The 13,304-nt window shown below is 61.6% G+C and carries 10 protein-coding genes and 1 pseudogene (1 of these 11 cut by a window edge); 8 read left to right on the forward strand and 3 right to left on the reverse strand.

Annotation, left to right across the window (positions count from 1 at the left end; genetic code table 11):
* Positions 1-508: pseudogene (locus ABR948_RS05005) on the forward strand (aspartate dehydrogenase) (it extends 322 nt beyond the left edge of the window).
* A 14-nt stretch (positions 509-522) separates the two neighbouring features.
* On the opposite strand, the gene upp reads toward ABR948_RS05005, so the two are convergent.
* The 3 genes from upp to ABR948_RS05020 are packed head-to-tail and all read right to left on the reverse strand — an operon-like array spanning position 523 to position 3,679.
* Positions 523-1,152: a uracil phosphoribosyltransferase gene (gene upp / locus ABR948_RS05010; protein ID WP_428114342.1), complete on the reverse strand. Its 630-nt coding sequence runs from the start codon at positions 1,150-1,152 to the stop codon at positions 523-525.
* Positions 1,153-1,165: 13 nt separating this feature from the next.
* Entirely contained in the window at positions 1,166-2,404 is a 1,239-nt protein-coding gene (locus ABR948_RS05015) for a URC4/urg3 family protein (protein WP_428114370.1), read from the reverse strand.
* A gap of 18 nt (positions 2,405-2,422) precedes the next feature.
* Positions 2,423-3,679, reverse strand: a complete 1,257-nt coding sequence (locus ABR948_RS05020) for a GTP cyclohydrolase II (RefSeq protein ID WP_428114343.1) — start codon at positions 3,677-3,679, stop codon at positions 2,423-2,425.
* Between the two features lie 311 nt (positions 3,680-3,990).
* On the opposite strand from ABR948_RS05020, the gene ABR948_RS05025 reads away from it, so the two are divergent.
* The 7 genes from ABR948_RS05025 to ABR948_RS05055 all read left to right on the forward strand — a co-directional run bounded on the left by ABR948_RS05025 (position 3,991) and on the right by ABR948_RS05055 (position 13,304).
* Positions 3,991-5,259, forward strand: coding sequence for an amidohydrolase family protein (locus ABR948_RS05025; protein WP_428114344.1), 1,269 nt, complete (start codon positions 3,991-3,993; stop codon positions 5,257-5,259).
* A 12-nt stretch (positions 5,260-5,271) separates the two neighbouring features.
* Positions 5,272-6,168, forward strand: a complete 897-nt coding sequence (locus tag ABR948_RS05030) for a LysR family transcriptional regulator (RefSeq protein ID WP_428114345.1) — start codon at positions 5,272-5,274, stop codon at positions 6,166-6,168.
* A 129-nt stretch (positions 6,169-6,297) separates the two neighbouring features.
* On the forward strand, positions 6,298-8,391 hold the full coding sequence (locus tag ABR948_RS05035) for a hydantoinase/oxoprolinase family protein (protein WP_428114346.1): 2,094 nt from the start codon (positions 6,298-6,300) through the stop codon (positions 8,389-8,391).
* Entirely contained in the window at positions 8,388-10,277 is a 1,890-nt protein-coding gene (locus ABR948_RS05040) for a hydantoinase B/oxoprolinase family protein (protein WP_428114347.1), read from the forward strand. Before ABR948_RS05035 ends, ABR948_RS05040 begins: the two co-directional genes overlap by 4 nt.
* Before the next feature lie 39 nt (positions 10,278-10,316).
* Positions 10,317-11,411 (forward strand): cyanuric acid amidohydrolase, encoded by a 1,095-nt coding sequence (gene atzD, locus ABR948_RS05045; RefSeq protein ID WP_428114348.1) that lies wholly within the window; start codon positions 10,317-10,319, stop codon positions 11,409-11,411.
* A gap of 87 nt (positions 11,412-11,498) precedes the next feature.
* Complete coding sequence (locus ABR948_RS05050) at positions 11,499-12,473, forward strand: ABC transporter substrate-binding protein (RefSeq protein WP_428114349.1); 975 nt, start codon at positions 11,499-11,501, stop codon at positions 12,471-12,473.
* 33 nt (positions 12,474-12,506) lie between these two features.
* A complete protein-coding gene (locus tag ABR948_RS05055) occupies positions 12,507-13,304 on the forward strand; it encodes an ABC transporter ATP-binding protein (protein WP_428114350.1) in 798 nt (265 codons plus the stop codon).

Below are 13,304 nucleotides of genomic sequence, written 5' to 3' on the forward strand. Positions count from 1 at the left end.
CGACAACGAGGACCTGATTGCGCTTGCGAAGCAAAACGGCGGTCAGATCGTGGTGCCCACGGGAGCGCTGATCGGCCTCGACGCCGTGACCGCGGCTGCGGTCGGCAATATCCATTCGGTCAGGATGGTGACCAGAAAGCCGGTTCAAGGGCTCGCCGGCGCGCCCTATATCGTCGAAAACAACATCGATATCGAACGAATTACCGCGCCGCTCCGGATATTCGAGGGCACGGCACGGGAGGCGGCAAAAGGCTTCCCGGCCAATCTGAACGTGGCGGTCGCGCTCTCGTTGGCCGGCATCGGCCCGGACCGGACACGGCTGGAAATCTGGGCCGATCCCACGGTGACGCGCAACATTCATCGGGTTGAGGTGGAATCCGACTCCGCCCGTTTTTCGATGTCGATCGAGAATATTCCGTCGGAAAATCCGAAGACGGGTCGTATCACCGCGCTCTCCGTGATCGCCTATCTTCGCAAGCAGCGTTCAGCGCTTCGCGTCGGCACCTGAAATCAGGAGCTGGCCTATTTAGTGCCGTAGGCGCGGTCGCCGGCGTCGCCGAGGCCGGGCAGGATATAGGCGTTTTCGTCGAGCCCCTGGTCGATGGCGGCGAGCCAGATCGGAACATCCGGGTGAACGCCACGCATGCGCTCGATACCCTCCGGCACGCCGATCAGGCACGCCAGCCGGATGTCGTTGGCGCCGCGCTCCTTCAGCCGGTCGACCGCCGCGACCGCCGAGTTCGCCGTTGCCAGCACCGGTGAAATCACGATCACCAGCCGCTCGTGCAGATCGCTCGGTGCCTTGAAGAAATACTCCACGGCAACGAAGGTCTCCGGTTCGCGGTAAAGGCCGATATGGGCGACGCGCGCGTTCGGCACCAGATCGAGCATGCCGTCCGCGAAGGTGACGCCGGCCCGCAGCACCGGTGCGAACACCAGTTTCTTGCCCGCGATCTTCGGAGATTTCATATGGGTCAGCGGCGTTTCGATATCGACATCAGCCAGCGGCAGATCGCGGGTGATCTCGTAGCACAGCAGCATCCCGATCTCCTTGAGGAGCTCACGAAACGCCTTGGTCGAAATATTTTTCTCCCGCAACAGCGTCAGCTTGTGCTGCACCAGCGGGTGGCTAACGATCGTGACGCCGTCCATGTGTTGATCCGATCTAGAATACAGTGCCGTCGCTGATGACTTTCACGGGCGGTGAGGCGTCGGCGCGGCGTTCGCGCGCCAGCAACCGGCCCGCGGCCCAGGTTCCGCCTTCAAGAATTTTCGCCAGCGGCAGCGAGGTGGCGTCTAGCCCGAGCCGTTGCCGCAAACCATCGGCGATGCGGTCGAGCAGCGCCACCGTCAGTGCGCGCCACTCGACCACCAGCGATGACGCCACTTCATGCTCGCGCTGCGCATCCTCTGCGTCGCGAAAGCCGAGCACGCCGATGTCGATGAACAGTCCGCCATTGCGATATTCGGCAAGGCCGGTGAGGCCATCGATATCGGTTACCCGGATGCCGGCGGTTTGCAGCGGTTCGATCAGGGAATAGGCCAGCCATTGCGAAAGCTTGTGCAGCGGCATCAAACCGCTGGTCGCATCCATCGTCGCCAGCGCCGGATGTTTCCAGCAGTCGCCGAGGGCTATGCCGCCCAGCGTCAGCCGCGATGGCCAGATCGGCCCGAGTTCTTGCAGCAGCCTGGAAAGTATCGCAGGGGCGGGGAGCTGCAGGCCGTCTGCCTCTATCGCCAATCGATCGAACAGGCCGCCGGGTCGTGGTGTATCGAAGCTGCCGAAGACATCCGGTTTCGACGCCACCAGCGCGCCAAGACGGCGCAACAGATCGACGCGGCCCTCAAGGCCGACCAGCGGATTGAGGTCCGAGACCTGCAGGCCGCGCTCGAGATCGGCAATGGAGAGATTGGCAAGCACCTCGGCATCGGCGCGCAAGGGGTCATGCGGATCGGCCGAGAATGCGCCGGCCGCGAACATCGCGAGGCTGGCCAGTCCCAATCCCTCCGAGCGGCCGATCGCCGATCCGGTCTTTGGATCGTGATAGCGCCATGACGGGCCGGCGCCGGCATCGAGAAAGACGCTGACGATGGCCAGATCGAATTCAGCCCGGGCACGCGCGGCGCGATCGGGCCAGCGGATCTGGTCGGCGATATCGGCCCAGCGATTGTCCCCATTCGCAACGAAGTGCCGCCAGCGCGAATGAAACGGTACCTCGAACGAAGGATAGGCCTTGCGCGTGGTTTGCAGCACCAGGTCGACCGCGCTGTCCATGCGGCCGAGGTCGATGCGGAAGTTCGGAAGCCTGTCGTCGAGACCGATGGCGAGCATACGCTGTGCCCGCTCGCGAACGGCCCTGGCATTCAACAACGACAACGCGGCCGATGTCTCGAGATTTGCCACCGACACGGCCGTCCTCTCTCAGTATTTTTCGAGCGAACGGCCGACCGAATTGGTCAGGTCCTGCGGCTGTGGCGGTTCGGGAGAGTAGTAACCGGCGGCCTTCTTGGCTGCGATTTCCACATGCGCATCGGTCGGCACCAGATCATCGGGGATCGGTACGCGTTCAACGATCTCGATGCCCTGGCTGGTCAGCGCATCGTGCTTCATATCGCTCATGGAAACGAAGCGGTCGATGCGTTTCAGGCCGAGCCAGTGGATCACGTCCGGCATCAGTTGCTGGAAACGGGCATCCTGCACCCCGGCGACACATTCGGTGCGCTCGAAATATTGCGCGGCGGCATCGCCGCCTTCCTGGCGCTTGCGTGCGTTGTAGACCAGGAATTTTGTGACTTCGCCCAGCGCCCGGCCTTCCTTGCGATTGTAGACGATGATGCCAAGGCCGCCGGTTTGCCCGGCGCGCGCGCATTCCTCGATGCCGTGCAGCAGGTATGGACGGCATGTGCAGATATCGGAGCCGAACACATCGGAGCCGTTGCATTCATCATGCACGCGGCAGGTGATGCTGGTGCGATGGTCCGGCAGTTTGGTGACGTCGCCGAACAAATAGGCCGTCATGCCGCCGATCGGCGGCAGGAAAACCTGCAGGTCGGGCCTGGTCACCAGCTCCGGGAACATGCCGGCGGTCTGTTCGAACAACTGCCGGCGTAAATTGTTTTCGGTGGTGGCGAAACGCTGCGCCATGCCCGGCAGATACCAGACCGGATCGATCGCGATCTTGACCACGGAGACGCTGCCGCTCTTGTGCACGACCTCGTCGTCCACCTTGAGCCGTCCGGCTTCGATCGCCGCCCTCAGTTCGGGCAGATCGAGCCGGGCGCGGGTGATCGCGATGCTGGGACGGATATCGACGCCTTCGGCGATCTCGGTTGCGAAATTTTCCGCGACAAGATGGCCCCACGGATCCAGCGAGACGATCCGCTCCGGATCGCTCCATTGCGGGAATGGCCCGATCGTTGCGGCGGGGTGGGTGTTGGTGAGATCCGGACGCCGGATCGGATTGAGTGCGCCGGATGAAACGGCAAGCGCGCGATAAACCGAATAGGATCCGCCGTGGGTGCCGATGACGTTGCGATCCTGCGGGCGTGACACCGTACCGATCACCGGTCCGCGTTCACGCGCGCTGGCTGCGCCCCAGTTGATGGGGAAATTGTGCTTGGCACCCGGTGCAGGATGCGAGGTAAGGCGGATATGGTCAATCCGATTAGAACCAGTCATCGCAACGGACCCCCGAAATGGCGACGGCCCGCCTAAGCAGACGGGCCTGGTCACCAACGATGGAATTAACGGCGCGACCGCAGCCGCATGCGAAACTATATAGCTATGTCGCGGCCGAATACAACGGCGATTCCAGTCCTGTTTTGGTTGGGAGGCCTTGCTGGAATGCCTTTGGAGATGGCTTTTGCAGTGCCTTGGCCGTTAACCTTTGCGGTCCGGCGCCGGCCGAATGCTGGCGGAAGCCGCCACGTCTCGCCTAAATTTGGTTGATGCACTACATTGTGCGCCGCGCTCAGCATGGGGCCCTGTCGATGACGCTGGATATCCTTGTCAAGAATGTTGCCTTGTGGGGCACCGAAGGCTTGTGCGACCTCGGAATAGCCAATGGCCGTTTCGCGAGCGTGAACCCAAACGGCGTCTCGTCGGCCGCCGTTCTGACGCTCGACGCGGAGGGCCGAATGGCCGTTCCGGGCTTTGTCGAGCCGCATATTCATCTGGACAAGGCGTTGATCTCGGAACGCGCGCCCGTCAATCGCTCCGGGACGCTCACCGAAGCCATCGAGATCCTGTGGGAGCTCAAGCGCAACTACACGGTCGACGAAATCGCGGACCGGGCCGCGCGCGTCCTCGCGCAGGCCCTGGAGAACGGTATCTCGAGGTTGCGCACCCATGTCGATGTCGATCCGATCGGCGGCACGCGTCCGGCCGAAGGTCTGATCCGCGCGCGTGAGCGGTTTGGCGATCTGATCGATATCCAGATCGTAGCGTTTCCGCAGGAGGGCATCGTCAAATCGCCGGGCACCGAAGCGTTGATGCGTGAGGTGATGAAGCTTGGTGTTGATGTCGTCGGCGGCATGCCTTTCAATGAAGCGTCGCCGCAGGATAGCCGGCGGCATATCGAGATTGTCTTCGACATCGCCAGGCAATTCGACGCCGACATCGACATGCATGTCGACGAGACCGACGACCCGGCGGCTCGGACATTGGAAGTGCTGGCCGAATTGACGATCGCCAATGGCTGGCAGGGCCGCGTGACCGCGGGACACACCTGCGCGCTGGCGAGTTACCCCAGGGACTATGCCGATCATGTGATCGGCCGCCTGCGCCAGGCCAACGTCAACATGATTGCAAATCCGGCCACCAATCTGATGCTGCAGGGCCGCCTGGACGATTATCCCAAGCGCCGCGGGGTGACGCAGGTCAAGGAGCTGTTGGCGGCCGGTGTCAATGTCGCCTGCGGACAGGACTGCGTGCACGACACTTTCTATCCCTTCGGTCAGAACGACCCGCTCGAGATTGCCTTTCTGCTATGCCATGCCTCGCAGATGAGCCAGCCGGCCGAGATTTTGACCGTGATGGACATGGTGACCAACAACGGCGCGAAAGCATTGCGGGTGCCGGATTTTCGCGTCGCGGTCGGCGGCGTCGCGGATCTGGTGGTGCTGGACGCCCGCGACGCGCGCGGGGCTTTCGCCACACGGCTGCCGCGCCGCTGGGTGATTCGAAAAGGCAGGCTGATTGCCGAGACCCAATCCGAGACACGCCGCTACTTCGAGATGCCGGCAGCGGCAGCCACATAGAGGATTTGCAACTTGGATTTCCGCCAACTGCGTTACGCGCTTTCGGTCTACAAGGAACGCAGCTTCACCAAAGCCGCGAAGCGACTCAATATTTCGCAGTCGGCTGTCAGCGAGCAGGTAAAGTTGCTCGAAGAAGAGATCGGCTTTGAGCTGTTTAACCGGACATCCGGCGGCATCGAATCCACCGATCGCGGCCGTACTTTTTTGTACGAGTCCGAGCGGGTGATGGGCGATCTGCTGAGCCTCTCGGATACCGCCCGCAGATTGCGCGGCGCGCTTTCCGATACGCTCACGATCGGGATGGGGTCCGGCATGGCCCAGATCTTCATTCCGCGCATGTTTACCGATCTCAAATCCGATCTTCCGGGCGTGCGGCTGGATATCCTGACCGCGCCGACCAAGAATATCTTCAACGAACTGCACGAGGAACGGATCGACGCCGGTATCGCGATTGAATCCGATCCCGATCGATTTCCGGCCGGATTGATCTTTGACCGCCTGATCGACGCCGAGATGGCACTGATCACGCATCCGAAGCATGCATTGGGGCGTTCGAAACAGCCGATCGATATCGGACGTTTGCTGGCCGAGCCCTTCATCATGAGCGAACTGACCGTTGGATATGGCCAGGTGGTTTTCTCGCTGTTTACCGATCTCGGAATCCGACCCAACATTCTTGCGGTGGTGGATAATATCGAGACCATCAAGATGATCGTGCAGTCGGGGGGCGGAATCGCGATCGTGCCGCGCGCCTGCGCAGAAAATGAAGTTACGCTGGGATTATTGAAAGCGTTCTCGATAGCACCGGCGCGTAATGTTGCATTCAGCCTGTTTCGGCGGCGCGAGCCGCTGTCGCGGCGCAAAGAAGCGGCGTTGCTGAAATTGCGCGAAATGCTCAAGGCTGGCTGATCGGATTTTCCGATAATCCCATCGATAATCGGCTTTTGACTCGGGTTAAGCGAAGGACCCATGCTATCGCAGTGCGGTGGCGTTGGCTGGCACGCGCACGTCCCCGTCAATTTGTCGATGGTATCAGGCATGTCATCTCGATCTTTGGCCGCGCGGTTTCGTATCGGTATCGATACCGGCGGCACTTTCACCGACATCGTGTCGGTCGATACGCAATCCGGCGCAACGCAAGTGACCAAGGTGGCGAGCACGCCGGCCAACCCGGCGATCGGCCTGTTGCGCGGGGTCAACGAAATTCTCGCCGCCGCTGGCGCCACCACGAATGATGTTGCGGGCCTCGCCCATGGCACCACGGTCGCGACCAATGCGCTGCTGCAGGGCGAGATCAATTCGCTCGGCTTGATCGTCAATGCCGGCTTTCGGCACATTCTCGAGATCGCCCGGCAATCGGTACCGGAGGGTTACGGAAACTCCTATTTCTGGGTCAAGCCCGATCGTATCGTTCCCTTGCAATTCGTTCGCGAGGTCGGCGGCCGGCTGGATTTTCGCGGCCATGAACTGCGCCCGCTCGATGAGGCCAGCGTGCGCGAGGCGGCTCGGTATTTTCGCCAGCAGGGCATCCGCGCCATCGGAATCTGTCTTTTGCATTCCTATGCCAATGACGTGCATGAGCGCCGCGCCGCCGAAATCATTGCCGAGGAATATCCGGACGCGACGTTGTCGTTGTCCTGCGTGGTATTGCCGGAATATCGCGAATATGAGCGCGCGGTGACGACGCTGGTCGACGCCTTCGTCAAGCCGCATATGGAACGCTACCTCAAGCGGGTGCATCAGGAGCTTGGTGTCGGCTTGCAGGACAAGCCGTTTCTGGTGATGCAGTCGAGCGGCGGCGTTGCCAGCGCCGATCAGGTGGTGCGCAAACCGATCACCACGGCGCTGTCGGGCCCGGCGGCCGGAGCGCTCGGCAGTGCCGTCATCGCTGACATCGCGGGCTTCCCGGATCTGGTGACGCTGGACGCCGGCGGCACCTCGACGGACCTTTGCCTGATCGAAGGCGGTAAGCCGCATGTTACCAATGGCGGATCGGTCGGCCCGTTTCCGGTACGTATTCCCATGATCGACATCGAGACCATCGGCACCGGCGGGGGTTCGATCGCCTGGATCAGCCGCGAGGGTCATCTCAAGGTCGGTCCGCGCAGCGCCGGCGCTGAGCCTGGACCGATGTGCTATCCGAACGGCGGCAGTGAGCCGACCATCACTGATGCCAATCTGGTGCTCGGCCGAATTCCGCCGTCGCTGATCGGCGGCGGTATTGCCCTTAACGTCGAGCGGGCGCGGAGCGGCATTGCCGCGCTCGCCGCGCGGTTGCCCGGCCAGATGAGTGTCGAGCAGCTCGCCAGCGGCATCATCGAGATCGCCAACTGGAGCCAGGCCAACGCGATCAGGCAGATGACGATCCAGCGCGGTATCGATCCGCGCGCCTTCGCGCTATTGTCATTTGGTGGCGCGGGTCCGGCACAATCCGCCGCTGTGATGGACCTGCTGGCGATGAAGGCCTGCATCGTGCCGCCGAATCCCGGCAATCTGTCGGCCTTCGGCTTGCTCGCGGTCGACTGGCGCACCGACCACATCGTCACCAAGGTCATGCATGAAGACGCCATCGATCTTGCCGACGTCGCCGTACGTTATGCCGCACTGGAACGTGACGCGATAGCTACTCTGGAGCGGGACGGCATCGAGGCTTCGCGCATCAGGCTGGTCCGCGAAGCCGACATTCGCTACGCCGGCCAGTCGATGGAGGTGCGCGTCACCGCGCCGGGAGGTATGGTGGATGCCTCGTTCCTTTCGGGATTGATCAGCGCCTTCAATTCCGCGCATCGCCGGACCTTCGGCTATGACTACGCCGGTCAGCAGAAGATCGAGCTGGTCAATCTCTGCGTCTCCGGCTTCGGTCTGATCGAACGGCCGCAAATGCCCAAGCTTGCCGGTCGCGCGGGCCGTCCCGCGCCGAAGTCGACCCGGGCGGTTTATTTCGGCACAGAGTTTCTGGACACACCCGTGTTCGATCGCGCATCGCTGCCGCCCGCCGGCCGCGTCAACGGACCCGCGGTGGTCGAGGAATTCGGCTCAACGACGGTGGTATTTCCCGGCCAATATGTCGAAGTCGATCCGCACGGTATTCTTGTCATTCGCTCCATCTCATCGCAGGAGATGCCACGATGAACGTGCATCAACCATCGCATCCTTGGCCTGTCGCGCCGCTGCGCGAAACCGTCTCCGTCGATCCGATCGTGCTGCAAATCGTCGAGGGCACGCTGAATTCGATCGAGGCCGAAATCGAATACGCGATCGAGCGTACGGCGCGCAGCCCGATGATCCGCGAAGCCCATGATTTTCGGGTCGGATTGTTTGATCGCTATTGCCGCAAGCTGACGGGTCGTTCCTATTCGGCGATGCCGAACGGCGTGGTGCGGGATTTCGCGCCCGAGACCATGAAGCCCGGCGACGTATTCCTGATGAACGATACCTATTTGACGGAAGGCAGCATCGGCCACTTGCCTGATCTTTGCAGCACCGTGCCGGTGTTTCACCAAGGCGAGGTGGTCGCCTATATCCAGGCCTTCGGCCATCATGATGACGTCGGCGGCAGGGTTCCTGGCTCAATGCCGGGCACCGCGGCCACGGTGTTTGAAGAAGGCATCGCGATTCCGCCGGTCAAGATTTACAGCGAAGGCGTGCGAAACGACGCGGTATTCACCATCGTTCGCCGCAATACCCGCGTGCCGGAGATGCTGTCGGCCGATCTCGACAGCGAGATCCAGGCTTGCCTGATGGGCGCGCGCCGGATGGCCGGGCTGTTCGAACGCTTCGGCAGGGAGCAGGTCGAAGCCTGTTTTCAGGCGATCCTCGATAAATGCCGCGATATCTATCGCAACGAGTTGCTCGCCAAGATCGCCGATGGCGAATATTCCTGGGAAGATTACGTCGAGCACGACGGCATCACCGATCCGAAGCTGCACAAAATCGCGCTAAAGATGACCAAGAAGGGCGGCAAGATCACGCTCGACTTCAACGGCACCGATCCGCAATCGACCGGTCCGATCAACTGGCCGGCGGATTACGCCGACGGCGCGTTCCTGATCAAATGGATCGCGCCGATCCTGCGCAATCTCGCCGATACGCCCGAGCGCGCTGCCGAAATCCATGTCAACGAAGGCGTGTGCGACGTCTTCGAGGTGATCTTTCCGCCGAAAGGCACGCTGATTACACCAGTATGGCCGGCGGCAACCAATGCGCGGTCGTTTGTACTTTTGCGCTGCCTCGGCCTCTTGGCGGGCGTGGTCGCGCAGGCGGTCGACGGCCGCATGCCGGCCGATCAGGAGACCATTCGCTACACCGGATTTTTTGGCACCGATCTCGAGGGCAAGTCGTTCCTGTCGCGCGAGGTGCTCGGCGGCGGTTCCGGCGGCCGCTATTACGCCGACGGCAATGACGCGATCCATATTGTGCCGGATTCACGCAATCAGCCGGCGGAATTCACCGAAACACGGTTCCCGCTGCTGGTCGAGAAACTGGCGTTGCGCACCGATTCCGGAGGCGCCGGCTTGCGCCGCGGCGGGCAGGGATATGAAAAGCATTATCGCGCGCTGGTCGATTGCCGCACCATCGTCACGGCGGACCGGGTCCGGCTCGGCTGCTATGGTTTGAACGGGGGCAAGGCCGGACAGCCGTTCTGCGTCACGGTGGACGCTGAGGGCGAGGGCTATGATCTCGGCGGTCTCGTCGACGGTGAACCGGTCTTGAAGGGACAGATCGTTCGTGTGGTGACGACCGGCGGCGGCGGCTGGGGCGATCCGCTGCAACGCGAACTGGAACTTGTGTTACGCGATGTGATCGAAGGCCGGGTCTCGCTTGCAAGCGCCGAGAACGATTATGGCGTGGTATTCACCGATGTCGTCGCTACCGGCCAACCCGAGATCGACCAGGCGGCGACCAAGCAGCGCCGGGCCGAGATGGCAAAGGCGCAAAATACCGCGCCTGCCATGATTGACCGCGGTGTGGGCTATGAAAAGATGCTGCGTGGCGAACACCGGCCGCGGATGCGATGAGCGAAATACTGGTAAGGCGGATAGCGGAGTTTCAAGCGAATGGCGATTGAAGTTGCAAAGGTCGAACTGAAAACCGTTCAGGATGCGAGCGGCCTCGAGGCATTGATCGCGGCGGGCAAGTTCCGCGCCGACGAAGTGATTGCGGTGATCGGCAAGACCGAAGGCAATGGTGGCGTCAACGATTTCACCCGCATTCTGGCCGATCAGGCGTTCCGACGCGTGTTGCTCAAGCACGGCACGCGCTCCGAAGCCGAGATTCACAACGTGCCGATGGTTTGGTCGGGCGGTTGCGACGGCGTCATCACGCCCCACGCCACGATCTTCGCGCGCAACGACAAGACCGGTCCAGCCGACAAGTCGCGGCTGGTGATCGGCACGGCGCTGAGCGCGGAATTGCTGCCGGAGGATATCGGACGTCCGGCGATGGTTCAGAAGGTTGCCGACGCCGTCAAGGCGGCGATGAAGAATGCCGGGATCACCGATCCGAAGGATGTGCATTACGTCCAGACCAAGACGCCGCTTCTGACCATCGAGTCGGTCCGCGATGCGGAATTCCGTCACCAGACGGTAGCCTGCGAGGTCCACGATTCCATGGGTGTTTCCAATGGCACCACGGCGCTCGGCATTGCCGTGGCGCTGGGCGAGGTGCCGATGCCCAAAGCCGAACAGATCTGCAAGGATCTCGATCTCTATTCCTCGGTGGCGTCCTGCTCTTCAGGGGTGGAACTGACCCAGGCGCAGATCGTGCTGCTCGGCAACAAGGCCGGCGCCGGCGGCCGCTACAAGATCGGTCATTCCGTCATGCGCGATGCGCTGGATATTGATGGAATCTACGATTCAATTCGCGATGCCGGTATCGAATTGCCGGAACGACCACGGTCGGAAGACCTCAAGGGCCGTGTCGTCAATTGCTTCATGAAATGCGAGGCCGACCGCACCGGCATGCTGCGTGGCCGGCGGCAGATCATGCTCGACGATTCCGACGTCCACCATCACCGCCATTCAAAGGCGGCGGTCGGCAGCATTGCGGCGCTGGCGATCGGCGACCCCGCGGTGTTTGTGTCGGTCGATGCCATGCACCAGGGCCCGCATGGCGGCGGTCCTGTGATCGCCATTGTCGAGCTGGACGCGTAAAATCGGCACGTTCCTTGCTCGAATATCGACGTCTTCCGGTGCACACGGGTCGGAAGGTGCTGGTAACGCGGATGACAGGAGCGCACGATGAAGTCGCTGAAACTCACGATCTGTGCCATCACGGTGCTGGCTTTGAGCGCCGTAGTGTCGGGTCGGGCGGTTGCGCAGGACAAGGTTTCGGTCGGGGTTTTTCCGATCAGCTCATCGCTGCCGTATTTCGTCGCGCTGGAGCGGGGTTTTTTCAAGGAGCAGAATATCGAGCCCGAAATGACCAGGCTGATGGGTGGTCCGCCGAACGTCGCGGCGATGATGACCAACCAGATCGAGGTCGCGGCGGTTCTGGTGACGCTTGAAGGGCTGAACGCCGATGTCAAGAAACCCGGCGTCGCGATGTATATCGGCCTGCATAGCCAGACCAAGGTCTGGAAGATGGAACAATTCGTGGTCCGCAATGGCTTCAAGGCGGAGACGATCGCCGACCTGAAAGGCGCCAAACTGATGTCGGCGCCGGGACCGGCCAACGTCAACACCGCCAAGGCCATTCTGGCCAAGAATGGATTGAAGGAGGGGGATTACACCATCGACCAGCTCGACATGGGGCAGCATGTCAACGCCATGACGGCCGGTACCTTCGATGGCGGCTATACGCTTGAGCCCAGCGCCTCGATGATGATCAAGGCCGGGGTCGCGCGGTCGCTCGAGGCCGGAGTGATCTCGAAATATATCCTCGGCGACGAGGCCGCCAACGCCTATGCGGCAGGCTGCGCCATGACCAGCGATTTCATCCAGAAGCGGCCGGACGTCGCCAGGCGTTTCGCCGCGGCATGGAGCAAGGCGATCGATTTTATCAACAAAAACCCGGATGAAGCGCGCAAATATCTCGCCAAGAATACGTTCACGCCCGACAACGTCGTCGATATGGTGCCGATGCTCGGATATGTCATGGTGGGCGATATGACGCCCAAGCAGATCGGCGACCTGCAGAAGTTTGCCGACTTTGGAAATTCGATCGGAGTCGTCCCTGAAAAGCTGGACGTTACCAAAGTCCTGCAGAAATTCTGAGGAACCGTGGCCGGAGTACAGCCAGCTGCTAGGATGGAACTGACGGACAATGCCCGTGAAGCCGCGCGGCGTACCGCTCCCCATGTCACGATCCGCGGGCTGAGCAAGCGCTTTTCCGACGCAACAATCTACGATAATTTCGATTTCGATATTCCGCGCGGCAAGCTGATGTCGGTATTCGGCCCCAACGGCTGCGGCAAGAGCACGCTGATCAACATGATCGCAGGGTTGTTTCCGGTCGATGCCGGGGAAATCCTGTTCGACGGGCAGCCGTTGAGCCAGATCAAATTCGGCTACGTGTTCCAGAACTACCGCGAAGCGATGTTTCCCTGGCTGCGTGCGTTCGACAACATCGCCTATCCGCTGAAGGTGATGGGGGTGCCGAAAGCCGAACGGATCATCCGCGTCGAGAAGATTGTGGCCAATCTCAATGTCAAGATCGATCTCAATCTCTACCCCTACCAGATGTCCGGCGGTCAGCAGCAACTGGTCTCGATCATGCGCGCGCTGATCGTCGAGCCGGAAATCCTGTTTCTCGACGAGCCGTTCTCCGCCCTAGACTATGAAATGACACTGTTCATGCGCGAACAGCTGCAGCGTGTTTTCGTGGAAACGTCGACGACGACGGTGTTGGTGTCGCACGATCTGGAGGAAGCGGTGTACCTGTCGGATCGGATCCTGCTGCTGTCGCGCCATCCCGCGCGTGCGGTGGAATTCGTCCATTATGACGCGCCACGGCCGCGTACCCTCCAGACCCTGTCGGAAGCCGACTTCATCAGCACCAAGGCGCATTGCCTCGAAATATTCCAGCGCGAGGTTCGCAAGGGATGA

The sequence above is a fragment of the Bradyrhizobium sp. genome, from assembly GCF_050014615.1.
In the GTDB taxonomy this organism is placed as follows: domain Bacteria; phylum Pseudomonadota; class Alphaproteobacteria; order Rhizobiales; family Xanthobacteraceae; genus Bradyrhizobium.